This is a genomic window from Patescibacteria group bacterium (genome assembly GCA_040387855.1).
GTDB lineage: Bacteria > Patescibacteriota > Minisyncoccia > Phycocordibacterales > JAKAEA01 > JAZKCY01.
Map to the genome: position 1 here is coordinate 479438 of JAZKCY010000001.1, position 24670 is coordinate 504107.

The 24670-nt window shown below is 38.2% G+C and carries 27 protein-coding genes; 10 read left to right on the forward strand and 17 right to left on the reverse strand.

Annotation, left to right across the window (positions count from 1 at the left end; translation table 11 throughout):
* The first annotated feature begins 37 nt into the window (after positions 1-37).
* Both V4519_02695 and V4519_02700 read left to right on the forward strand, forming a co-directional pair.
* Positions 38-2602: a DUF2339 domain-containing protein gene (locus V4519_02695; protein MES2436895.1), complete on the forward strand. Its 2565-nt coding sequence runs from the start codon at positions 38-40 to the stop codon at positions 2600-2602.
* A 65-nt stretch (positions 2603-2667) separates the two neighbouring features.
* Positions 2668-3630 carry a VanW family protein gene (locus V4519_02700; GenBank protein ID MES2436896.1) on the forward strand — a complete coding sequence of 321 codons (963 nt, stop codon included), beginning with the start codon at positions 2668-2670 and terminating at the stop codon, positions 3628-3630.
* A gap of 230 nt (positions 3631-3860) precedes the next feature.
* On the opposite strand, the gene V4519_02705 is transcribed toward V4519_02700, so the two are convergent.
* On the reverse strand, positions 3861-4139 hold the full coding sequence (locus tag V4519_02705) for a hypothetical protein (GenBank protein MES2436897.1): 279 nt from the start codon (positions 4137-4139) through the stop codon (positions 3861-3863).
* Positions 4140-4304: 165 nt separating this feature from the next.
* Between V4519_02705 and V4519_02710 the strand changes: the two genes are divergently transcribed.
* Positions 4305-5195: a site-specific integrase gene (locus V4519_02710; protein ID MES2436898.1), complete on the forward strand. Its 891-nt coding sequence runs from the start codon at positions 4305-4307 to the stop codon at positions 5193-5195.
* A 483-nt stretch (positions 5196-5678) separates the two neighbouring features.
* Here the strand turns inward: V4519_02710 and V4519_02715 are convergent, their stop codons facing one another.
* Complete coding sequence (locus tag V4519_02715) at positions 5679-5882, reverse strand: hypothetical protein (GenBank protein MES2436899.1); 204 nt, start codon at positions 5880-5882, stop codon at positions 5679-5681.
* Between the two features lie 470 nt (positions 5883-6352).
* Between V4519_02715 and V4519_02720 the strand changes: the two genes are divergently transcribed.
* Positions 6353-6709, forward strand: a complete 357-nt coding sequence (locus V4519_02720) for a PadR family transcriptional regulator (protein MES2436900.1) — start codon at positions 6353-6355, stop codon at positions 6707-6709.
* 1 nt (position 6710) lies between these two features.
* Complete coding sequence (locus tag V4519_02725) at positions 6711-8399, forward strand: DUF2807 domain-containing protein (GenBank protein ID MES2436901.1); 1689 nt, start codon at positions 6711-6713, stop codon at positions 8397-8399.
* On the opposite strand, the gene V4519_02730 is transcribed toward V4519_02725, so the two are convergent.
* From V4519_02730 to V4519_02740, 3 genes are read right to left on the reverse strand one after another with little or no spacing between them, the layout of a single operon-like run.
* On the reverse strand, positions 8396-10291 hold the full coding sequence (locus tag V4519_02730; GenBank protein ID MES2436902.1) for a hypothetical protein: 1896 nt from the start codon (positions 10289-10291) through the stop codon (positions 8396-8398). The genes V4519_02725 and V4519_02730 overlap by 4 nt on opposite strands.
* A 6-nt stretch (positions 10292-10297) precedes the next feature.
* Positions 10298-12163 carry a hypothetical protein gene (locus V4519_02735; protein ID MES2436903.1) on the reverse strand — a complete coding sequence of 622 codons (1866 nt, stop codon included), beginning with the start codon at positions 12161-12163 and terminating at the stop codon, positions 10298-10300.
* Positions 12164-12171: 8 nt separating this feature from the next.
* Positions 12172-12513, reverse strand: coding sequence for a phosphomannose isomerase type II C-terminal cupin domain (locus tag V4519_02740; GenBank protein ID MES2436904.1), 342 nt, complete (start codon positions 12511-12513; stop codon positions 12172-12174).
* A 125-nt stretch (positions 12514-12638) separates the two neighbouring features.
* Here V4519_02740 and V4519_02745 point away from each other — a divergent pair, with 125 nt between their 5' ends.
* Positions 12639-13640, forward strand: a complete 1002-nt coding sequence (locus V4519_02745; GenBank protein ID MES2436905.1) for a serine hydrolase — start codon at positions 12639-12641, stop codon at positions 13638-13640.
* On the opposite strand, the gene V4519_02750 is transcribed toward V4519_02745, so the two are convergent.
* Entirely contained in the window at positions 13607-13831 is a 225-nt protein-coding gene (locus V4519_02750) for an exodeoxyribonuclease VII small subunit (protein MES2436906.1), read from the reverse strand. The genes V4519_02745 and V4519_02750 overlap by 34 nt on opposite strands.
* 11 nt (positions 13832-13842) lie before the next feature.
* Positions 13843-15126 carry an exodeoxyribonuclease VII large subunit gene (gene xseA / locus V4519_02755; GenBank protein ID MES2436907.1) on the reverse strand — a complete coding sequence of 428 codons (1284 nt, stop codon included), beginning with the start codon at positions 15124-15126 and terminating at the stop codon, positions 13843-13845.
* Between the two features lie 405 nt (positions 15127-15531).
* Here xseA and V4519_02760 point away from each other — a divergent pair, with 405 nt between their 5' ends.
* The 3 genes from V4519_02760 to V4519_02770 all read left to right on the forward strand — a co-directional run bounded on the left by V4519_02760 (position 15532) and on the right by V4519_02770 (position 16713).
* On the forward strand, positions 15532-15879 hold the full coding sequence (locus V4519_02760) for a hypothetical protein (GenBank protein MES2436908.1): 348 nt from the start codon (positions 15532-15534) through the stop codon (positions 15877-15879).
* An 85-nt stretch (positions 15880-15964) separates the two neighbouring features.
* Positions 15965-16387 carry a hypothetical protein gene (locus V4519_02765; GenBank protein ID MES2436909.1) on the forward strand — a complete coding sequence of 141 codons (423 nt, stop codon included), beginning with the start codon at positions 15965-15967 and terminating at the stop codon, positions 16385-16387.
* Positions 16388-16518: 131 nt separating this feature from the next.
* Positions 16519-16713, forward strand: coding sequence for a hypothetical protein (locus V4519_02770; protein MES2436910.1), 195 nt, complete (start codon positions 16519-16521; stop codon positions 16711-16713).
* Positions 16714-16746: 33 nt separating this feature from the next.
* Here the strand turns inward: V4519_02770 and V4519_02775 are convergent, their stop codons facing one another.
* Both V4519_02775 and V4519_02780 read right to left on the reverse strand, forming a co-directional pair.
* On the reverse strand, positions 16747-18000 hold the full coding sequence (locus tag V4519_02775) for a DNA polymerase IV (protein MES2436911.1): 1254 nt from the start codon (positions 17998-18000) through the stop codon (positions 16747-16749).
* Positions 17997-18536: a SprT family zinc-dependent metalloprotease gene (locus V4519_02780; GenBank protein MES2436912.1), complete on the reverse strand. Its 540-nt coding sequence runs from the start codon at positions 18534-18536 to the stop codon at positions 17997-17999. Before V4519_02780 ends, V4519_02775 begins: the two co-directional genes overlap by 4 nt.
* A gap of 72 nt (positions 18537-18608) precedes the next feature.
* Here V4519_02780 and V4519_02785 point away from each other — a divergent pair, with 72 nt between their 5' ends.
* Positions 18609-18965 (forward strand): sigma factor-like helix-turn-helix DNA-binding protein, encoded by a 357-nt coding sequence (locus tag V4519_02785; GenBank protein ID MES2436913.1) that lies wholly within the window; start codon positions 18609-18611, stop codon positions 18963-18965.
* Between the two features lie 28 nt (positions 18966-18993).
* Here the strand turns inward: V4519_02785 and V4519_02790 are convergent, their stop codons facing one another.
* The 8 genes from V4519_02790 to V4519_02825 form a co-directional block, all read right to left on the reverse strand.
* Entirely contained in the window at positions 18994-20160 is a 1167-nt protein-coding gene (locus tag V4519_02790) for a replication-associated recombination protein A (GenBank protein MES2436914.1), read from the reverse strand.
* A gap of 250 nt (positions 20161-20410) precedes the next feature.
* Positions 20411-20872: an NUDIX domain-containing protein gene (locus tag V4519_02795; GenBank protein MES2436915.1), complete on the reverse strand. Its 462-nt coding sequence runs from the start codon at positions 20870-20872 to the stop codon at positions 20411-20413.
* An 8-nt stretch (positions 20873-20880) separates the two neighbouring features.
* On the reverse strand, positions 20881-21339 hold the full coding sequence (locus V4519_02800; protein MES2436916.1) for an NUDIX domain-containing protein: 459 nt from the start codon (positions 21337-21339) through the stop codon (positions 20881-20883).
* A 48-nt stretch (positions 21340-21387) separates the two neighbouring features.
* Complete coding sequence (locus V4519_02805) at positions 21388-21588, reverse strand: hypothetical protein (protein MES2436917.1); 201 nt, start codon at positions 21586-21588, stop codon at positions 21388-21390.
* A 19-nt stretch (positions 21589-21607) separates the two neighbouring features.
* Positions 21608-22183 (reverse strand): transcriptional repressor LexA, encoded by a 576-nt coding sequence (gene lexA, locus V4519_02810; GenBank protein MES2436918.1) that lies wholly within the window; start codon positions 22181-22183, stop codon positions 21608-21610.
* 141 nt (positions 22184-22324) lie between these two features.
* Positions 22325-22672 carry a stress-induced protein gene (locus tag V4519_02815; GenBank protein MES2436919.1) on the reverse strand — a complete coding sequence of 116 codons (348 nt, stop codon included), beginning with the start codon at positions 22670-22672 and terminating at the stop codon, positions 22325-22327.
* Positions 22673-22813: 141 nt separating this feature from the next.
* Positions 22814-22954 carry a hypothetical protein gene (locus tag V4519_02820; GenBank protein ID MES2436920.1) on the reverse strand — a complete coding sequence of 47 codons (141 nt, stop codon included), beginning with the start codon at positions 22952-22954 and terminating at the stop codon, positions 22814-22816.
* 48 nt (positions 22955-23002) lie between these two features.
* Entirely contained in the window at positions 23003-24664 is a 1662-nt protein-coding gene (locus tag V4519_02825) for an FAD-binding oxidoreductase (protein ID MES2436921.1), read from the reverse strand.
* Positions 24665-24670: the final 6 nt, after the last annotated feature.

The window sequence follows — 24670 nt, forward strand, 5'->3', positions numbered from 1 at the left end:
ATAATTATAGTTGAGCATTACAAGTCTCATATATTTTATGTATTTTATATTATTTGTTGTTGTATTTATTCTTTATTTTAACCTACGAAATAAGGTAACCCGTTTGGAAAATGAGCTTAGGTTGGGTGGGTTTATACGAAATGAAAGCCCCCAAGAACAACAGAAAGTAGCGGCTACTCCAGTAAGTACACCTCCAGAAAATACAACAATGCCTGAGCGCATAATTGAGCCTCAGGTAAGTGCTCCAATTGCAGCTACTACTCCTATAGTTGAAAATCCTGTACTTGAGCCTGCTCCACAAGAAGTAAAGCATGATGATGGCCTTGAGTTTAAATTTGGAAGTAAAGTTTTTACTGGTGTAGGAGCACTAGCAATAATTATAGGTCTCGCATTCTTTTTAAGTTATGCATTTCAAGCGGGAATTATTACTGAAACCATGCGAGTGGTACTCGGTGTAATTGTAGGTATTGTGCTTGTGGGAGTAGGGTACTTCACTCGTGTTAAATATCCATCATACGGCCAAGTACTTATAGGTACTGGTCTCGGCGTAGAATATCTTTCTATTTATAGTTCATACAATCTTTATAACCTCATTGATCTTCCAGTTGCATTGATTGGAATGATTATTGTTACTGCCGTAGGTGTTGCTTCTGCTGTTGCATTAGATTCAAAACCTCTTGCAACCTTTGCTGGAATTGGAGGATTTCTTACGCCGTACCTTCTTTCATACTCTGGTGGAAATCCACATCTATTGTTTACGTATATCTTAGTATTAGATGCAGGGCTCATTGCACTTTCTTTCTACAAGCTTTGGCGCAATCTTGCTATTGGTACTGTTATCGCAACATATCTTGTATTCATTACCTGGCTATCACAATCATATCAACCATCACTCTGGGGAGTTGCAGAAATATATCTCACATTATTCTTTGCAGGATTCCTAGCGGTTTCACTTCTTCACTATGCTCGACAAAAATCTAGAGAGGATGAAGGTGATCTAAGCCTTTTATCGCTAAATGCAGGAGTGTACTTCCTTTTGAGTTTTGGTCTTATTGATCAAAATGCTCCCGATTGGATGGGGCTCTTTACGGTAGTTCTTGGACTGGTCTATTTTGTTTTATGGCTTTTTGTTCGAGGACAGAGTGATCGTGATATTCGTTTCAGAAGCTTCTTGGCAGGTATAAGCTTTATACTGTTTATAATCGCGGTACCTATTCAGTTTGAAAAATTCATGATTACTATTGCTTGGGCTGCACAAGCATTGGTACTTGCATATTTGGCAGTAAAGCTAACATCTAAACATCTAAGATACTTATCTCAAACATTATTTACAATAGTATTTATAAAACTTGTGTTTAGTGACTCAATGCTTAGTGTTGCTACACCATTTATAAATACACGGTTTATAACATTCGCTATTTGTTTGGTATGTTTTGCTGCTGCATTTCTCGTACACTATCTTGCTAAAGATAAAACAAATGACGATGTATCAATAACAAATATTATGATGTTTGAAGTAGCTGTGATATTTGTAGCAGGAATTAGTCTCGATTTGTTTAAATTCTTTGAACCATCAGCTATGACTGTATTCTGGTTGCTATCTGTGGGTATTCTAGCTTTAGCTGCATTTACGACACGTAATATCGTGGGAAGAATGACAATGTTTGCATTGCTCGGAATTTCTCTAGTCCGGATTTTGACAGCACATGCTCGTCTAGAAGAGACATCAGTAGCATTCATAAATATTCGGTCAGGATTATTACTTTTAGCTGTAGTTATTTCTGCGGGAATTTATTATCTCTATACAACAGGGCTGCCTCAAGAAGACAGAGCAGGGGAACGTGTAAATGCACTTACCCTCATTACTGTTGAAATGTTTATAGTACTTCAGCTTCTCTTCACTTTCGAAATTTCAGATTTCTTCAAGGCATTTTGGCTTCCAATTGTATGGTCACTCTTAGCATGTGCGGCGTTCTTTATTGGTCTCAAACTTAAAAACTTTGCTCTTCGTTTGTGTGTATACATAACATTAAGCATCGCAACTATTCGAGTAATCTTCTTTGATTCAAATATCAGTACATCAAATTATATTCCTGTTATGAATGGGCGAGTGCTCGCATTTGTTGTCGTTGCTGTCGTTATGTTTGTCATTGCATACGTGCTCAATAGACAATCAGAATCAGACATTACTCCCGAAGAAAAAACTCAAATCATCCCTGCATTTGCAATCGCAGGAAATGTATTACTCGTATGGGTATTAAGCAAAGAAGTGCTTGATTATTTCAATCAACAAATCATTGGTCTTACAGACAGAAAAGAAATCTCTACATTGGAAAGCACAAAGCGTGTGGCCCTTTCTATTAGTTGGTTGTTCTATGCGTTTATCCTCATGGGAATTAGTATTGCAAAGCGTATGAAGTTTGGACGTGTTTTGGCGATTGTGCTCATTGTCATGACAGTGTTTAAAATCTTCCTCTATGACACAGCAGAGCTCGACAACTTTTACCGATTCGTTTCTTACTTTAGTTTAGGTGTACTGCTTCTCGTTACAGGATTCCTCTACAACAAGTTCAAAAACATCATTATTCAGTTCATGAAGTAGTATATAGCTGAGCCCGTTGACAAATCCCTAAATAGTGTTAATGTCTGGTGGTCAAACCAACAGATATGGACACTCTCGAATACATAGCAACAAAGATAGATACCATTGAATTTCCTAAACGAAAGGCCCTTTCTTCACGCTATCCACAGCTTAAAGGCCCAATTTTAGCTCTAAAACGGGCATACTACTCCCTAGGCTATTCTTTAGGTACAGCGAGTGCAAACAAGCATTCTGATCGATTTTTCCCCGCAATTATAGCTCGAGGTTCTTCGGTGTTAATGCGAAAGCTTGGAGACTCTGATCTTGAACTACAGAAACAAAAAATTACCAATTTAAAGTTGGCCGCAGAAAAGCTTAATGGCTTGATTATTGAGCCCGGAGCTACTTTTTCATTTTGGAATACTCTAGGCAATCCATCACTCAAAAATGGATATGTAGAGGGAATGCTTTTGTCGGAAGGTAAAGTAGTGCGTGGAGTAGGAGGTGGTCTTTGCCAAATGTCTAATTTGCTTTTCTGGATGTTTTTACATGCACCTGTGGAAATAGTAGAACGCTTCCATCATTCTCGAGATTCATTTCCTGATAGTGGAAGAACACTACCTTTTGGAAGTGGAGCAACCGTTTTTTACAATCTCATAGATCTAAAAATTAAAAATACTTCTGATCAACCAATTCAGTTAAAGATTTGGCTTACAGATACACAGCTCAAAGGACAGATTCTCGCACCAATGCCTGAAAAGCAAAAATTTCATATTCATGAAAAAGATCATAGCTTCATAAAGAAAGGGGAGAAGTACTATCGATATAATGAGTTATGGAGAGACGTTCTTGTAAAAGGTACCCTTATAGAATCAAAAAAAATCTACACAAACTTTGCTCCAATAATGTATGAAGTAGATGAGAAATATATAACAGAAAGAAATATTCAACTTATAGATTTGGATCTCGAAAATAAAAAAGAAAATAAAAATAATTTAGAAGAAAATAAATCTATAGGATATCCACACCTCATAACTGTAGGGACTTGATACCCCACTAGAGGGTAGGGGGGAGAGAGGAGAGGGTGACACCCCTTCTCTTTTTACATTCGGAAGCATCTATTGCATCCCTAAAATCTGCTGATGTATATTATTTAATAATATCTATGACCGCTTAATAGTTTTCTCGCGACAGTTGATCTACTCATGACTAAGAGTTCAATCCACGATCTTTGTCTCTCGATAAGCCACTAGTGAGCTTTTTAAGTCAATTTTATTTACTAACTACTGAATCCAAAACTTTTTAATGAAGTATGATCGTCAGGAGGGTTGGAACCCTTCATAATAATTTCCCCATAACTAGTTTCATACGACTTAACTTGTTTTATGATTAAATTTCTAAGTCTTTTAGCATGAATAGGAGAGAGCAAAAATTGCTCGGCAGAGTTTCCGGTAATTGTTTGTAAATAAAAATTCATTTCATCAAACAAAACAGCTGCACCACTAAGCCCCTTAGTAATTGGACTAAGAGGAATACTAGTAACTTTATTTTTTTCCATATATTTTCACTAATACATCAGCAGATTTCAAGGAAGCAAGTTCTGCTGTAATTATAAATCCGAATTTTAATATTAATATCTTGTGCTTCTTGGATATGTGTGTCGGGGTTTATAACAGAGAATTGGGCTTCTCCACATAAGGTATAATGCATAAAACTAAAAACAATGCCTATACCTAATGAATATATTCTCGATTATATCAACTCTAAGGAGAGAGGAGTGAATACTCGACGAAATTATTTAATATGGTTAAATAAATTATCATCATTAATCGAGAAAGAAATAGATTTGTTCACCGAAAAAGATTATGAGGATATCGGAAATTATCTACTAAAATCAAATTCTTTAGCATATGTATCGTCCTTAATGTGGCAATTACAAAACATATTAGCATATTTAAGAAATCGAGATATCGTTAAAATCGATTTATATAAGCTTAATAAGTTTACAAATAATTATGCACCAAATATAACAGAACAGATTATTTCTCCAGAGGAGTATGAAAAGATTCTTGATTATATAATGGATAAAGAGGAAGTGACTGATAACAGCAAGCGTATTAAAATTAGAAATGAATTGATAATACGTATTTTGTGGGATACTGGAATTACAGTAACAGAAGTAATTAATTTGAGATTAAAGAATATTGATTTTGAAAAAAGATACATAATTATTGGTGAACTAAATCCCAGAAGATTAGCATTATCAATGAAGACCATAGAAACAGCAAAATCATATAAAAAGCTTTTAGGTCTAGAAAATCAAAATGCTCCATTTATTCAAAATTTTGTAAAAAAGAGTTTTGATAAAAAATTCAGTGCAAGATCAATTCAAAGGTTTCTAAAGGATATAACTCAGGAATGTAAAATTGAAAGTGTAGTTACACCAAATTCATTTAGACATACTAAAGCTGTAATGCTCCTAAAGAAGGGAAGTCCACCAGATCAAGTAATGAAAATACTAGGGGTTAATGATTTTGAAAGTATATCTAAGTATATTGATATTATAAATGGAAAAAATATTGAGGTAAAAGTTTTAGGTCAAGAATATTTGTAAGAAAACTCATCTTAGTGATCAAAATACTGACCAGAGACTTAATACCCCACTAGAGGGTAGGGGGGGAGAGAAGGGAGTAACACCCCTTCTCTTTTCTTTTTTATTTTTTCACCTACATGGAAATATGAGATCATAAAACCAAAAATAGAAATAAAATATTTTCTATAAATAATTGGTAGAGAAGTTACATTAAGTTCAACATTAAGATGAAGATTAAGAACATTAAGACGCCTGTGGATAACTTTTGAGGGGACCCCTCTTAATGTTCATATAAGGGTCGCACAATATATCTTTTACGACTCATATATACAAATAAGCTCTATATATAGATATATTTTGCCTCTATATAAAGGACCTGCCTGTGGCTTCTTATGTACATATCAATGTATATACTAGTATCTATAATTACATATACAACAAGACTCAAGAATTTTGCTCTTGAGTCTCCCCTGATCTTTATTTTGATTTTTTAGGCTTCTTAGATTATGTTGTTTTGATTATCTTTTCGTATCGTTCAATTTGATCTTCATTGGCGTATTTTTCTATGTCACGTTCGAAGATCTCTTTAGCCACAGATCTATGTACCTCAAACTTTTCACCGAGCTGGCCCCAAGTCCATTTCTTTGGGTCCTTAATGCGGTGCTGTACGATTTGTTCGTTTCGATGCTCCTTAGGAAGGTATACCATGTCCTCTATTTTATTGAACTCCCTACACCTATGCAAGGGATAACTATTTTTTGTAAAAATTATGGAGAAATTCTTGGGACCGTTAGATAGAAATAAAGTTTCAATGACTACTGTATCATTGAAAAATTTGAAGTCCCTACACTTGTGTGTGATACATGACTATATATGACAGTAAGAGGAATAGTTGAAATAAAAAAGCTCACGAACTACGAAGATTTCGATGAGCGTTTGGATGTGCGTTTGTTTTTTGCACGCTTTGGTTTGTGCAGCTTTTTTAGCTTTGAGTAATTTAGCGCTGGTCCTTGTGGAGACCTGCGATCACTCAATTGGCCTTGAAGCCGACGGACCTTAGCAATAGCATCTTTTGTGAGCATAGAGACCTCCTCATAAAAGTATAGCACAGGTATGTTTCACAACTTTATTAACACTAGTACCTTGCAATACAAAGTACTATGGTGTATGGTATACCTATGAACAAAGAATCAATGAGCAAGGACTCCCCTTTGGAGAATTCCCGATCGCAAATGCGCAAAGGTATTTTGGAGTTTTGTATATTATTAATTATCGCCCGTGGTCGTATTTATTCTTCTGAAATTTTGCTCCAGCTCAAGGATGCAGATTTGCTGGTAGTGGAGGGGACTCTCTATCCCCTGCTCAGTCGCCTAAAGACTCAAGGCTTGCTCGAACATTCATGGGAAGAATCAAAGTCTGGTCCCCCACGAAAATATTTTACCCTTACAAATAAAGGCCACGATACATTGAAAGAACTGAAAGCTACATGGAAAATTCTCTCAGCTTCTATACACTCACTCATTAACAATAAATAATATGAAAAAAGCTTTAACAATAACTATAGCCGGTACCCTCTTTACTATTGAGGAAGATGCATATCAAAAACTTGATGTGTATTTAAAATCTATTCAAAATTATTTTGGTACAAGTGCTGAGGGTAAAGAAATTATAGAAGACATTGAGGCACGAATTGCCGAACAGCTTTTAGAAAATAAAACGGTTGCTGGTGTTGTTACTATTGAAGCTATCGAAAAGCTCATGACAACGATGGGAAGTGTTGAAGACTTTGGTGACAAGCCAGAATCTACAGGTACAGCATCGGAGAGTTCTAATGAAGACCCTACAGCGTCACGAAAGCTGTACAGAGATACTGATGATGTGGTGATTGCTGGTGTTGCTTCAGGTATCGCACACTATATAAAAGTTGATCCGCTCTTTGTTCGTCTTGGATTTATTGTCCTCACACTTATCACTTCTGGATTTTGGATTGTACTCTATATAATTCTTGCACTCATTGTTCCTAAAGCAGAAACAGCAGCAGAAAAAATGCAGCAGCGAGGAGGACCTGTTACCCTATCTTCATTTAAAGAAACGATAAAGAAAAATAGCGAGGAGTATATGCAGCGGTCATCAAAGCTTCGCACAATACTAGAAAGACTTATCAGAGTATTTGGAAAGATTGTTGTAGTGTTTGTTAAAATTATTATAGGTTTAATTGCTATTAGTCTTATTGCTGGTGCATTATTTGGATTAATTACTGCAACATTTACCTATGCCAATCTTATCTTCAATAGTAATTCTACGTATGTAGGGTTCCCTATAACAGAAGTTATTGGAGGACTGGCCCTCTTTGGATTGTCTACATTCTATTTTATTGCTGTAGCAATTCCACTTATTGTTATTGCGCTTTTGGGAGTAATGATGATTCGCCGAAAGAAAGTAGTTGGTATGCGATCAAGCGCTATCTTAGCTGGTGTGTGGGCATTGTCATTAATTATGGCTGGTACACTTTCAGTTAAATATATTCCACAAATTCATGATCATCTTGAGTCAATGCCAGAGAATCAAAGAGTAACTGAAACTCAGGCTATTACTCAGCCTTTTACCAAGCTCGATCTTAATGGATTTGAAAAAGTAAAATTTGTTCAAGCATCTACAACCTCAATTGTAGAAGAAGGACGTCGTGCTGATGTAGATGAGACAAAGTTTGAAGTGAAAGATGGAACACTTACTTTACAACGAGATATTCAAAATGAGTTTTGCTTGTTCTGTGATCGGGATAGTGTCGACATTATTATTTCTGCACCATTTGTAGATCGAATAGATATTACAGATAATATTCGTTTTCAAAGTGATGATATTCGTGGGGAAAAAGTGACTGTCGTAGTAGAAGATGTAGCACGAGCTGATATGAAAGTAGATGTTCGAGAATTAGTAGTTATAACGCAGGGAGTTGCACGTGCTCATATTACAGGAACTTCAACATCGATGGGACTAACTCTAGAAGATGCTTCTCGTTTTGAAGGTGATACTATGAATGTGAGAGATGCATCTGTTAAGGCTTCTGGAGTTTCTCGTGCGTACGTACATGTAGATGCAACTCTCCATATTGATGCAGAGGATGTAAGCAGAGTTGAATACACTGGTACAGCAGAACCCACAATCATAGATAGTGATAATGCAAGAGTTGAACGAATGGATGCTGTAGAAGCTAGAACTGATTAAGTACTAAGTGCTTTCAAGACTTCGCTTAATTTTATTTTAGCAAAGCATGATACTTTGTCTGCGCCACCGTAATAGATAAAGATATTATCGCCACGTACTACTGCCCCACAAGGAAATACTACGTTATTAATTTCTCCAATAAGTTCATATTGTTCAATAGGTTCAAATAAATGATCAGTCATTCGTGCAGTAACGATCATAGGGTCTTTTAGATCAAGCATTAATGCACTTGTGCGATAAATGCCATCATCTGAAATGCCATGGTAAAGCATAAGCCAGCCTTGCTTTGTCTTGATAGGAGGACATGAAAGACCAACTTTTTTGCTGTCCCACATTCCTGGTCGTGGGGTTAGAATCGGTGTGTATTCTTTTACTCTTTTTGGATTCTTTAAATCAATATAACTAGCAACAATATTGTGATCAATACGATGAATCATGAGATTCTTGCCATTTTTAGTAAACGGCATAATGCATGAATCTTTATCATCAATTCCCTCTGGAGAAATAAGAACGGGTTTAGTCCATTCCCAATCGTGATTGAGAAAATCTTCTGTTGAAATGCTACTAAGAGCAACTGCTGGTGCATCTGTTCCGTTGTATGCTGTGTATGTGATATAGAGTCTGTCACCTATTTCAACTATTCGTGCATCTTCACATCCTGAATTGCCATTGGGTATATTTTTACTTTCAAAGCTTTCTCGTGGGGTGTAAATAGGATACGGCAATCGCTCATCAATCTTTGTTCCGTTTTTTGATGATGCATATCCTACTGTTGAAGTATTATCCATAGACCATGCTCTATAGAGAATGTGGATTTTTCCATCAAGATCAATTGCTGCAGGATTGAATACTGCTCTATCTTCCCACTTTTCTTTTGTTGGAGAAAGAATTGGGTTGGAAGGCAATCGTAATATCTTTTTTGAAGGATGATCCAACATTGTTTGCAGTAAATCATCAACATTCACATATGCAACTGCTGTTGTCGTATCTGTAGCTCCATAAAAGATATAAAGTGTCTCATCTTCTATTAATGCACCGGATGGAAAAATTGTTTTCGGTACAGTTCCGTATATTTCATAATGCTCTTCTGGAACAAGAAGTGGACCTTTTGTGCGAGCAATAACTTTTTGTGGATCTTTGAGATCAAGTAAGACAGCTTCAATACCGAATATCTTTTCTTCAGAATAATAATTTTGAATGTGAGAATAAATAATAAGCCAGCCGTGTTTAGTCTTGATTGGTGTTGATCCTACTTCAATCTGATCGGTTGGTTTTCGTTTGAGATCCGTAATAAGGTGATCATCTATTTTGTCATGCCATGTATTCCAAAATTTCTCTGACCACATATCTTCTTCTTTTGAAAATTGTGCAATTGCAATCTTTGAAGGCGGTTCATCAGTATGAGCAGAAAGAATAACCGTATATTTGCCGTTAATCTTTTCCGGGAAGAGGGCCATTGCTTTTGCATTAAATGGCGTAACTAAATGTTTTTCTCGTACTGTTTCTAGATCATCACTCAATGCTACGGCAACTTTAATTCCCCGAGCGCCAAATGGAAATGTAGAAAGTGCAGTATAAAACGTGTAGTAAGTCTTTCCTAATTTTGTTACGCGAGGATCTTCGCATCCATAACGTTCCCAAGCTTCTGTAGGTTCTATAAATACCTGTCTGTTTTTATAATCCGCGCCATTGGTACTTACTGCCTTATAAATAGTGGATAAAGAAAAGTTCGTATTCTCAAATCGCTCTGGAGTAGTCTGTGCTCGATACAAAATATGAGTACGAGTTCCAATTTTGATTGGACTCGCATTAAATGCAGCATATGCTTCATGAGCATTTGTTGTGTCGGGAGAAAGTATGGGATTTTGTTTTGATCGATGGACCGTATACATAGAATTTTAGATTGCGATTGATTTTTCAGGCTTGAGCGTAAACTCTTTGTTCTTTATTACTTTATCGAGTAATTCTTGAAGTGGTGCTGTTGCTACACAGATATGCTTATCTCCGCCACCGTAGTACACATAGAGTGTATCGTTTTCTATAACTGCACCACAGGCATACACCACACCTGGCTTCCAATCATTTTCATACCAGGCATTTGGTTCAAGCAATGGTGCGGGTGCTCGAGCAAGTATTTTCTTTGGATCTTTAAGATCAAGCAACATTGCACCCAATTTATACTGATCAGGCTCGCGCTTATCTATGGCATGATATAAGACTAGCCAGCCCTTATCTGTTTTTAATGGTGGTGGACCAACTCCTCGTACATAAGTATCCCATGATGCTTGAGGCTTTCGTTTACCGAAATTACTTTTGATTTCTACTTTACCTGTAGCTAGATCCTCAAGCTTGTTCACATAATCAACTTCAATAGTTGGTGAAATATTGTGTAAGATAGCAAATTTGCCGTTAATCTTTTCTGGAAATAACACCCAGTTTTTATTTATTTTTTGAAGAGGAGAAATCAAAAGTGGTTTACTCCATCGCCACTTTTTACTTAAGAAATTCTTTAATGAAATAGAAGAAACTCCAATGCGAATACTGTCCCATCCCTCAAAGGCACTAAAAGTTACATAGACTTTGTTATCTATAGCAACCATGCGTGGATCTTCACATCCTCCCCAGCTTCCGCCAGATGGATACATTACAGGATCATATTTTCTAAATTCTGGATCTACATTGAGTCGTGGGTTTTCCATCGCGAATACAGCTTGTTCATGATGGTCATCAAACATGAGTCCATCTGTACTTCCTGAATATCCCAAACGAGATACTCCATCAGCTCCTACCGCTCGATAGATAAGGTGTACTTTGCCTTGTGAGTCGCGAAATGCCGCAGGATTAAACGTCCCACCTGCAGTCCACTCTAAGTGGAGTGCGGGAGATAAAACAGGGTTTTTATGATGCTTTTTAAGCTCTGATTTATCTACCTTTGGATGAGTGTGAAGTGAGTGAGTGAGTGCATGCGTTGGTACATCAAGTCGAGTACTCAAAATATAACCTTCTGCAGAGGTCCAAAATAGAGATACTGTTGCATCAGTATGTTCTACTAAACCTAACGGCCGCATGTCGGTAAAGTGCTCGGTGGTAAGTGTTGCTTTCCATAGTGGGTCAAATGCACGCCACAATATTTTTGTTGGAGTATGTTTATCCAAAAGCACTGCTCCTACTTGGATTACCCATTGCTCATCCTTGAGATATGAAGAATCGTAAAATAGTAGAGTCCCTCGCAATGTCTCATATGAACCCATGAGTTTTATCACATCTTGGTCAAAGAAATCTTGACGATAGGTCATGATGAGTCCAGGAGCTTTTACCCAAGTATGCAGATTTTTTGAATATGCCAAACGAGTAAAAGTGCCACCTGAAAACATATGATATTTGTGAGTATGATCGGAAGATTCTGCGAGTACTACATCATCTGACGTTGCTGCTACTTCAGACACAATGAGCCATTTTATAAGATCGATAGATGTAGCGATAACGCGCTCTCTCGTGCCACGTTTGATGCGAATATAAGTAGCTGTCCACATTTTTTCATGTTCAGAAATGGAAAAAGTACTGCAATGGGCAGGATTTTCTTTTGTTCCATGAGGTAAAGAGATACTTATATCTTCAAATTCTAGAGACTCTGCAAAAGATCCATCTTTTTGTTTCCAAAGAATTATAAACTTTGATGAAGCAGCATCAGTACGCGCAAAAATACCAACAGAATCTTGGTTCCCTAGTATTCCAAGTGGTATATAAGGCGTTTGTTTCGCCATAGGATTAATTAAGAGCGTCCATACTTATCCTCGAGTCGGATAATGTCGTTTTCATCAAAATCGCCAGTTGATATCTCGAGTATCAATGCGTTTTCTTGTGTCGTTGCAATACGATGCTGCAAGCCAGCAGGAATTGTAAATTCGTCTCCAGGTTGTGCTTCAATATGTTCTTCGCCAATCGTGAGTGTAGGTGTGCCAGAAATAACCTTCCAAAATTCTTCCCGTTTTGCATGGGTTTGCAAACTCAGCTGCTCTCCAGCCTTCACAAAAATAGTTTTAACTGTAGATAGTTCGTTGTGTGTAAATTGTGTAAATGATCCCCATGGTTTATCGGTCGTAGAAGATTTCATAGATAGGCTTATTATACATGGTATCTTCATGAAAGGTTCATCAAAGTATCTTCAAACTGTGGATATGTATGAACTCGCTCTAATTGATGGTTTTTTTCAGGTGCAAAATATGATATAGATATAGTATGAAATTCCTTCGGAGGAGTGTCTTTTTAAATATAAGTATCTTTCTTTGTGGGATTATTCTTGGAGGAAGTGTAATATACAGTATATTTACTTCAAGAACCCCAGCAAATACATCTAAACTCATTAGAGAAAATTCCAACGAATATACGTATATAAATCCACTTCTTTTTACAGAAATCAGTAGTAAGAATACCTTTAACGAATTCACTTCTCTTGAGAAAAAACTGAGAACCTCAATCGATCAATTCACAAAAGATAAAAAGGCTGATTCAGTCTCAGTATATATTCGTAGTCTAAATAGCGGCCACTGGACAGGTATAAATGAAGATGTGCTCTACGCTCCTGCAAGCATGCTTAAGGTTGCTCTTATGATCGCTTATCTAAAAGAAGTTGAATCAAATTCAGAAATTCTAGATAAAAAAATTCTATATAAAGTCATAAGTAATGAAAAACAGTTTTATTCACCACATACAACTTTTGAAGATGGGAAATATTATACAGTCCGGCAATTGATTCAGGATATGATAGTCGAATCGGGTAATAATTCAAATCTAGCACTTCTTAATGCAATCGATCAAGAAGAATTAATAAAGGTATATACAGATCTACGTATCCAGATTCCAATAAAAGACATGCCTGAATTTCTTTCAGTAAAATCCTATTCTACACTATTTAGGACGCTGTATAGTTCAACATACTTAAATAGAAATATATCGGAATTGGCTCTGGATCTTTTGGCCCATGTTAGTTTTAATGATGGACTGAAAGGTGGAGTTCCAGACATAATTCCTGTTGCTCATAAATTTGGCGAAAGGTCATACATCAATAACGATAATCATGAAGTTAAAGAGTTACATGACTGTGGAATTGTATACTATCCGCAGGATCCATATTTTATATGTGTTATGACTCGAGGTAATGACTTCCCTTCATTAAGTAACGTTATTCAAACTATTTCGAAAGAGACCTATACTTGGTTTTCATCTAGAATCTCTTTCTGAATTTCTTTAAACTCATTTTCAATCTTAGCCAAACGAGCTTTGCAGGCTTTAATAAGGTCGGCACCTTCTCGAACCTTAGTAAGTCCTAGTTCTACATCAATCTCTCGTTCATTTTCAAACCATTTTACGATTTCTGAGAGTTTGGAGAGTGATTCTGTGAGATTTATCTTATTTTCAGTTTTTGTTGTCATGTTCTTTATTGTTATTTTAATATTTCTTTAACTTCTGTTTTTAGCTCACCCTGGTATGTTTTAATATCTAGCTCATCCCCTATTTTCACATTTCCAGTATCTCTCAGAGCTTTACCCTTTAATCTCACAATGCTATACCCTAGTTTTAGCTGCCGTTCTGGATTGAGGAGTTCTAATTCTTTCTCTCGGCTATTTAAAAATGTATTTATGTTTGTTGTTGCTTTTATAAAGCTGTTTGAAAGATTTTTTGCCTGAGTCTCTACACGCGTCTGTAATTCTTTTATTCTATAGCCTATTTTACTTATTCCACCTGTGAAAGAATTTTGCATCATCTTAAACCTCTCAAAAATAGTCGTAAACTTATCTTGCATAAGTCCAGCTGCTCGTTCTAAATATATTTTTCGTTTTGCCAGAATTTGTGTGAACGAATTTAAGATCTGCTTTTCTTGAAGGAGTACTCTAGACAATGCCTGTTCCCATGATTTATTTAACAGCTGGGTTACTGCAGTAGGAGTTGATACCATATGGTCAGCCACAAGACTCACTAAACATATATCTTTATCATGGCCAATACCTGCAATTACCGGTGCTGGGAAATCTGCTATTTCTCGTACAAGCATTTCATTATTGAATGCAGCAAATGATTCGAGTGACCCTCCTCCTCGCATGATTACTAACACATCTATGTCTTTATTTTTTAATGTTCTCACAGCAGCTATTAAGTCAGTAATAGCAATCTGTCCTTCTACTCGTGAATTAACAAAACTAATTTCATAGCCAAATTTTCCAATATTAGTTGTGAAATCACTAATCACCGCTCCATCTTTAGATGTGATCACTCCAATTTTGTGAGGATACTCAGGAACAGGTCGCTTCTTTTCAGCATTCATGAGCCCTTCTTTCTCAAGCTTTTGTTTCAACTTATCATATGCTTTCTTGAGTGCGCCTTCTCCCACTAATGCAATAGTCTCTGTCTGGAAAGAAATAGATCCGTTAGGTTCATAGATTTTTGTAAATCCAGAAATCGCTACTTCAAGTCCATCAGCTAATTCAATTCCAGAAATATCAAGACTTCGCTTCCACATGAAGCAATTCATGACAGCATTGGCTTCTTTATCTTTAATAGAAAAATATAAATAACTACGGCCAGAATATAATTTGAGATTTACTACTTCACCAATGACTTTGCCCTTAATATTTTTAAGGTTGTTGTTGAGCATTGTTAAATACTCAGCCACAGTCATATTTTGTGGCTCGTTTGATTCGTCAAAATTGAAACTCAGTCCGGAATTCATGGGCTTATTATATAGGTTTTTAAGGATTATTTATATTTGACTATAAGTAATATATATGCTATAATACAGACCGTTACATTTTGGAGGGAACGTGAAGGATAGCACCTCAAAATGGATGGCTGTAACGGGTGCAATGGGGGTTTCATTTTTCCTCATCGCAAACTTTACCTCCATCTTCCATGGATCAGCTGTAATTGCTGGAATGATTCAACTCTGTGTGAATGCATGTGTCTTCTTAGTTTGGACCAAAGCTTTTAGAAACAGGTCTGGAAAAAGAAGATGGTTTGCATTCTGCGGAGTTATCTTTCCAGTGATCATGGCAAGCATTACTATATGCCGAGTACTGCTTCCCTGGATGTCCAAGTAAGGCATTCGCTCTTTAGAAACTCAAACTGAGGATTGGTCATGAAAACCAAATCGTTCGTGTTGGCGCCTCATCAGGTGAACTCCGGTACGGGCCAGACCATGATCAACCAGTGGCTCGCTGAACAGCAGCTCAAGATCACCAGCGTTCAGCTCACCGAGTTCAACGGTGATCTCATCGTGATCCTGATCTACAAGCCGCGCCTGACGCCGGCCAGGAACTTCGTCGAGGTGATGTCGTTCTCGATGGCCACGGTCAACGCGTACCAAATCGACACGAAGGTCGAGGCGGTCCAGCGCGAAAAGGGTGAATTTCACCACATCGAGTCCATCGCCTTCAACGGCGAGCTCGTCATGGTGCTGCAGTACTCGAGAGTTGTTCCTCGTTAAACAAGCAACAAGGTTTATGCATACCATTGAATGCATACGGTGCCAACGACGTTACTTGGCTGCTCTCGAGATGTAGTCTCGACTGATGAGTCCAACAGGACGAAAGCAGAGTTTAGACCCGTTCTTTTATTTCAAGTGTTTCAGGAAAGGTAGGCATCGCGTGCCCGCAACGGATACGAACAAGAAGCAGACTGCTTCTCGCCCGAAGACCGACCGATATGGTATCGTGCTCGGTCAACCGCATCCCGATTTCGAGCAGGTCCGAGACCTGGCTCGGGAGCTCGGTGTGAAGATCGAGCAGGACGGCAAGCTGTGGACCATGACCGGATTCGACCGGAAGGTCTGCTACTACGCGCACAACCGGTGCGTTCGGCTCGAAAACGATGAGATGGGAAACCGCGAGGGAGACTTCGCGATCGCCATCACGCTGGTCCTGACGGGCAAGTACCCGCTGACCAACGACGAGCTGCGTCTCAGCCGCACGATCCGCCACATGCTCTACAAGTAGTAGAATCTGACCAAGGTATGTACAACCTTTTTTGTACACGGTTTCGGAGTGCCGTTTCACTCCTACCCCCGCGCTTAATTGTGCGGGGTTTCGTTTTATATACACTTGATTTTGAGATAACGCTGTGTAGTATGCTTAAGAGAGGAGGCTTGCCCATGAAAAGTGAAGTCTTTGTATTCCCCATTGCCACACTCGTACTTGATGAGGTAGGCTGTGCCGTCGTTGATTGGCTCAATAAAAACGGAGGCACATTCGTGACGGCCTACGGCATGAATCACAACGGGAACATGCTTCTCATTGTGATTTATGATCCAGCACCGACTTAAGGAGTAACCTTAGTCGGTTTTTTATTTGGAAAACTATACTGCCTCTCCCCAATACGGAATTCCCATGCGAAGCCATAGTGCATCTTGTTTCATTTTTTTTGATTCAGGATTTTGTTTTGAGAATTTGTTGCGAGATGCAAGGCTTGCTGCCAAAAAGATAGATCCTTTCCCCCATTTTTCAAACACGCTATCAACTGTTTTATAGAGTTCTAGTTTTACATCGCTTTCTTCTTGCATTCCAAATAAATCAAACTGGTACACAGAAGCATCACGAATACTATGAAGCACAATTCCTGTAGCCCTATATGTATATTCTTTCCTTAAAATAGCATCAAATTCTTTTCCAATTGCGTTCATAATGTGTGAAGGAGTTGCTATCGGTGCAGTAAAAGTAATTTCTTTTCCAAAATATCTAAACGTTTCTTGAGTCTTTATATAAAAAGACACAGCCTTTGCTTTCAAATTATTTCTCCGTAATTTAAGACATGCTTTTTCAGCATTTTTTGCGAGCTCTGAAAGCAGCGCATTTTTATCATTAGTATGAGGTCGAAATGTTCGCGTTGCTCTAATGGATTGATGCTTTTCATGATGACCATCACGCACTCTATGCATAGTAATCCCATTGAGCTCATACCAAAGTTCTTGTGAAGGCTTGGCTAAGTGTTCTTCAACCCAATTTTGCGGTTTCATCGCAAATTCTAAAGCTGTAGCAACCTTCATTTTTTGAAACCAGGCTGATAGGCTTGAGCCAATCCCCCATACCGCACCAATAGGTACTTTTTCCAGAAATGCTGCAATATCTTGTTGTTGCATTGCAGTAAAGCCTGCAGGCTTTTTCCATTTTGAAGCAACTTTTGCAAGGGTTTTTGTATGTGCCAATCCAAGAGAAAATGTCATGCCCAAGTCTTGTTCGAGATCTTGTTTTATTTTATGAGCAATTACAGTAAGCTCTTCCCAGGTCTCACCTGAAAGAATTCCAAAGCATTCATCAACACTATATTCTTCTACCAACAGCGCATGACGTTTCACTATAGAGTACATTCTTCGAGAGTAGACTTTATATAAATCATAATTGCCAGGCATGATAATGACATTTGGAATGAGTTTTTTAATTTCACTCATGAGCATGCCGCGACTTACTCCCAACGCTTTTGCCTCATAGGTAAGAGCAATGGCCATGCCCTTTTCTTGTCCCGTTACTACAGGTTTACCACGAAGTCGTTCGTTTTGGGCAACTTCACATGAAGCAAAAAATGCATCTCCATCAATATGGACAATCGCTTTCATGAAATTTGAATATAATCTCGTTTCAAACGCATTCGAAGTTCTTTGTAGTGTGGGAGAACTTGAGCTACCAATGCCCAAAAGTTTTTACCATGATTCATTTCTTTTAAGTGACACAATTCATGGACAACAATATAGTCTGCTAAATCTTGAGGGATTTTTACTAATCCATAATTAAAATTGAGATTACCCTTAGCAGAGCAACTTCCCCATCGAGAACTTTGATTTTTAATCCGAATATCTTTAAAGGGAAACTTATATATTTGATTAAAATACAGCACTCGTTCGGTAATCATTTTTCGGGCCGCTTCTTTGTGAGCAAGATAATCAGCTCTTGTTTGTTTAAGCGTGGTTTTGCCTTCAAATTGCTTTTTAAGACGTGCTTGTGCTTGAAGTATCCAAGGTTCCTTCTCCTTCAAAAAACGCAAAGCAAGAGCCTCTGGAGCCTTTAAAGGCATGGTGACAACAACCTCACCGCTAGCCTTTACGCTGATGCTAATTCTTCGAGATCTTTTGGTTTTTTTGAGGGTATATTCCATGGATGAGCTCGCTATTGACTAATTGTTATATAAATTGTAGGATATTGATCGGTTCGTTTCAGGAGACCACGGATGGTTGATACCGTTCACATAGATCGCGGTGAAATTCATGACTGGGAAGAGCAGTTCCTAAAGGATCTGCTGGGATCTCTCTACAAGGACTACAAGGATCGAGATCTGCTGCCCAAGACTCGCAACCAGATGTCGGATGGTTTTGCTCGATTGAGGAGCCATCTGACTCCGCGCCAGTGGGACATTCTTCAGTCCAAGTATGGCATCAATGCGTATGCCTGGGGTCATGAAGACTCTGATGTTGCGGAAGAGTTTGAGTGCACGATCGATCATGTGAGATCTATCATCGCCCAAGCCTTCCAAAAACTTCGGCACCGATATGCCCCCTTGGACTGTTTGTTGGTCACCCCGGAGTAATCCGCAGGCTTCCCAGCTTTCGGATTTTTTATTTGGTTTCTTTTTTAGGTGCATCGGGTTTTTTATAATACGTCTTCCCTTTCAATTCATCTGGCAACAAATCTTCTTTTGTATACCGCTCGTATCCCTTTCCATATCCTACCTCTTTCATAAGTTTTGTGGGAGCGTTTCTTATTTTCATTGGTATCGGCAAATTGCCGTGAGCTTTCACATCATCGAGTGCTTCAAAGTATGCTTCATAAGCATGCTTACTTTTGGGAGACTTTGCCATGTAAACCGTACCGTGAGCAAGATTGATTTGGGCTTCAGGCATGCCAATAGTATCAACAGCCTGAAACACTGCATTAGCAAGTGTAAGCGCATGAGGATTTGCCATTCCAATATCTTCTGAAGCAAATATAACTAATCTGCGAGCAATAAATTTTGGATCTTCTCCAGCATCAGTCATGCGGGCTAAATAATGCAATGCTGCATCTGGTTGTGATGCTCGCATACTTTTTATAAATGCACTAATAGTGTTGTAGTGTTCTTCGCCTTTTTTATCAAATCTAAGAAACTTACTTTGGAGAGTGTTTTTTAAGTTTTCGAGAGTAATAGTATCTGCATAGAGTCGCCCAGTATTTTCAATCATTGTAATAGCTTGGCGGGCATCACCATTGGCCATGCCTATGAGCCATTCTCGAGCTTCAGGATCGAGCTTCTTCCCTGTTCTATCTATGATCTTTTGCATGTCTTCATCACTGAGTTCATTTAAAATGAAAACTCTACATCGTGATAGAAGCGCTGGGATTACTTCAAAGCTTGGGTTTTCTGTTGTTGCTCCAATGAGTGTGAGTTCTCCTGATTCAACAAAAGGCAGCAAGAAATCCTGCTGAGCTTTATTAAATCTATGAATCTCATCTAAGAATAAAACTTTAGGTTTTATAGTAAGTAAACTTCTTTGTTCTGCTATCTTTCTAATATCATCTTTGCCTGCAGATACGGCTGAGAGCTCATAGAAATCAGCGTTCAGTGCATTTGCATAGATGCGGGCAATAGTTGTTTTCCCTACCCCTGGCGGTCCCCATAAGACAAAAGAAAATAAGTGCTTACCTTCTATAGCTTTCCGTAATGGTTTGTTGGGACCAATGAGATGTTGTTGGCCAACATACTCGTGAAGTTCTTTTGGTCGAATTTTTGATGCTAAGGGTTCCATAGCTAAAATTTATGTATGTCCCTATTCATTTTTGCTATGAGCGCCTCTCGAATCGACTCACTCTCTTGGATGATGGGTTCACGTTTTTCATCATCACTATTTGTAGAGAGACTTTCAATAAGTTTTTTAGACGCATCAAATAAGTTGTTCGCATAATGGTGTATTTTTTGGTTCCGTGATAATAATTTAATTTTCCAGATGGGCTTCTCTATGTATGACGCTTCAATGTACATTTTCTGTATGATAATTATTATGTAGTCCAACCGACTTCAGAATAAAATACTTTATTCTTGTAGCACTCAATCATGTGTTTTACATAATCAATAGTTTGTTCAGGAATTTCATTCAGATCTACCCATAGAAGTTCATCACATTTATCTGGTTCCATTATTGTAGGTTCACCCTGCCATGTGCTTACCGTAAAGAAGAAGTCGATATATTCTCTGGGAATATTGTCTGCTTGGATTGGTGAATATCGATCCATAATATGAACACAAGTGAGATCTTTTGCACGCACTACAATCCCAGCTTCCTCCCGAGCTTCTCGTATTGTTGCGTCTGTAGCTGGCTCATTTCCATCAATATGTCCTGCAACCAAACTATACCAACCATCCATATATCCAGTATTAAATCTTCGAGATAATAAAACCTTATTGTCTTTTATAGGAAGTAGGTATACAGCAGCATATGGACGAAATTTATCATTCCTCATTGTAAAAATTAGTTAGTACCAAGTTCTTCTAATGCCTTACGTGCGTAGAACTCTACATCAGGATTGAGATCCATGCTACTGAGCTCATCTGCACTCACCCACTTCCATAAGTCTTCTTTCTTTTCTGGAACTACCTGATCAGAATCACTTGTTGCAAAGTAGACAAGTGAAATATGTTCATGCGAAGCATTGATTGCATGCCGGTTCATATAGCGAGGTGGTAGAAGCTCTTTCCGTTCAGGATTGGAGTACTGTGGTAGTTCTAAGTGAGGGATAAGTGTAATCTGTAATCCCACTTCTTCTTCTACTTCTCGAAAGGCTGCTTCTACAGGATCTTCATCGAGTTCTATATGCCCTCCAATACTCAACCAAATTTTATACTTATCATGCATCCGCAATAAGACGGTATTCTTGTGAACAATAAATACTTCTACCGTCATATCTATCTTCTCGTGAATATGAGGCATGATGTTGTGTGATTATTGGTTGTAAATATTTGGATTAGTAAGAGAACTCTAGAACATCATTGTTGCCATCACTCGCATTGATCGAGCAAGGAAGCTACTCTTCTTCATTATTGAAAGTCGTGAAAGAAGAATTTTGTGATGTCGAGCTTCTGCTGTGTAGTTCTTACCTTCAAGAATCTTTTGATCAATAAGCTTATTAAGTCTTTTGATCTCTACTTTTAGCTGGTGCTTTAATTCTGATTTACTCATATATTTTTTGAATTAGTTTTTAGTATTTTCGAATGACTGCTTTTACAACTGCCATAATTTGAAGTTCTTCATTTTCCGCGGGGACTATTGGTTCAAAGTTTACGTTTGCGGGATCGAGCCATATCTTGCCATTTCTTTTCCGTAAGAACTTTACCGTATATCCTCCATCTATGAATGCCACCACTATGTCACCATCTTTTGCATCATTTCTCCGTTCTACTATCACCATGTCTCCGGGTTGAATTCCTGCTTCTATCATTGACTCACCGCTGACTCGTAACATGAATGTTGCTTCCCTATTTCCTATCAGATAATTGTCGAGGCTCATCGTTTCTGAAAGATCTTCTTCGGCTGGTGTTGGGAATCCGGCTTCAACTGCTCCGAGAATTTTTAATCCTCCTAAGAGCTTTTGCTCTGGCATCAGGCGTCCGTATGAGTCTTTAGAAACGAATCCGCCTTCTACCAACTTCGCTACTAATTTGAATACTGCGTTCTTAGATTTGAGCCCAAACATATCCATCATTTCGCGATACGAAGGCATGATTTTATTTTCTTCGTAAAACTTTTTTATTTTTTGTTTATATGTCTCGATCATGTTTTTTGTGATGATATGTGGCTCTTTTGTTATGTTGTAAGTATAGGTGAACGATCGTTCACCGTCAATGTTAATAACGCATTGCAACACAAATTCTTACAAATAAAAAATCGCGCAGAGGCAGAATGCTTCTGTGCGATGTTAGACTCGGCTCGCGCCGCTGTCGAGCGCGTTGAGCTTGTTTCCTTCGTCACTTCTGTCGAGGATGACTTGCTCACCGCCATCACGTTGTACCAGCCGCTTCCCGCTGGACTTCTTGCCGCCGGCGCGACCGATCTTGGAGAAGTGTGGCGAGCCATACTTCTCCTTCACCCGCTGGCCACCTTTCTGACCGGCTGCTCGTGCCTCGTCGGGCGTGAACTCGTGGGCTGTGCCCTGGGCGTGGGCGGCGCGACCACCCAGACGGGCGATCTCTCTGTGCTTGTCGATGTGCATGGCAGCGAAGCCCCGTTTTGACCGTGGCGTTTCATCTTCTTGTTCGTCTGGCATATCCATCCTCGTACGAGCTATGGGACTGACACGACGGTGTCTCGAGAAACCCTATCACCAAGTATTATGCTCGTCAACAAAAATCACAGCAGCTTACCTGGGGGAAAGCTGCTGTGATTTGGTTGGGATTATTGAGTTGTTTTATTGTGAGAGAGTAAGTTTCCAAAGGTTTTCTGGAAATGATACGTTCTGCTTTTTACCGATACTGAAGAGAGTTGAAAAGAATTTTTTGATATCAAACATATGTTGTTTAATTAAGTATGTAATGTGAACTACATTCATCTTACCTATACAACATTAATAACGCATGAATCTGCTTTTTCTTACAACTTAATTCTTCTTCTTAATAGCTTTTTTTATATCTTCAAATGTTCCTCCCACTTTTTTGCCGGGATTAAATATATTTGTAGGATCAAACATAGTTTTTGTTTGCTTGAATAGCTCAACAATGTCTGGTCCAAATTGTTGCAAGAGATACGGCGTTCGGATAATTCCGTCATTGTGCTCTGCTGTAATAGAACCTTTATATTCTTTTACAAGATCGTAGATTTTTCCAGAAAGCTCGAGAATAATATCTGCTGAAAACGGAGAGTTGAGATCCATCAATGGAATAATGTGGAAGTTTCCGTTGCCCAAGTGACCCTGAACTGTATAGTCTAGTTTGTATTGATCAAGAAGAGCTTTTACTTTTGGTAGAAATTCTGGAAGGTACTGTGGCTTCACAATAATGTCATCAATAAATGGTGCTGTTCTTTTATTCTTAACATGTTTTCTAAGCAAGTTGAAACTCTCATGTCGGATTCTCCAATACTTCTCTGCCTCTCCGCTTGAGTGAGCGATATGCATATGGAACCCAAAGTGTTTGATATGATCATATACTTCTTGAAGTTCGCGTCGTACTTCTTCTTCTGTCTCACCGGTAAACTCAATCATGAGAATAAGTTTAGGTACACCTCCAGCGGCAATCATCCATGTTTCAGGAAGAAACTGAAGTCCAAGTTTCATTGCTCCCCAGAATCCCAATTGCTTGAAGAAATCGAAGAAGAATCGTACCGCAAGGATCATACTCTTATCATCGAAGGTTTCGAGACTATCAGGCTTAAAAGGCACAATTTCTGTAACGAGTTTACTTACATCATCAAGTGATGGAAGGAATACTACTAATATATTAGAAAAAGGCTGTGTTGGAACTATTTTAAAGGTAATTTCAGATACTATTCCAAGTGTGCCCTGAGATCCAACAATAAGCTGACAGAGATCAAAAGTTCCAGTCTCTTTGTTGTAGACATTCCACAAATAATATCCAGCAGAATTTTTTGAAACATCAGGTTTTGCCGCAACTATTTTTTCATAGTTATTTTGAATAAGTGTATTGAGGTCTTTGTAAAGATTTGTTTCAAATTCTGATTGTGTGTTTTGACCAGCAATTTTTGCTTCAAGTTCTGATTTGGTGAGTGGCTTTATAGAATACTCATTTCCGTCAGCTAAAACTACTTTAAGTGCATTTATGTAATTTTCTGTTTTACCGTATTTAATAGCTTTTTCACCCCCACTATTATTACCCACCATTCCTCCTACTGCATTGATTTCTCGTGATGCAGTAAAAGCTGGCATGAATCGGTTTATCTTTTTTGTCTCAGCATCAAAATCTCGATAAAAACATCCTGGCATTACTACTGCATATTCAGGAGTAACTTCCTTAATAACATTCATGTAGCGAGTAAAATCGACAATGATAGAACTACCAATAGCTCCTCCAGACATGTCTGTCCCTGCTGATCGAGCTGTAATAGAAAGAGTTGGATCTTCTTTTTTATGAATATTCACCCATTTCACCATTGTTTTAATATCCTCAGCATCCTTTGGATACAAAACTACACGTGGTCGAATTTCAAAAAGACTGGCGTCATGAGAATACGTATCAAGGGTTGTATCTAATCCATCAATGTCACCTTTAAAATCAGGTTTAAGCGATTCAAAAATAGAATTCATGAAAAA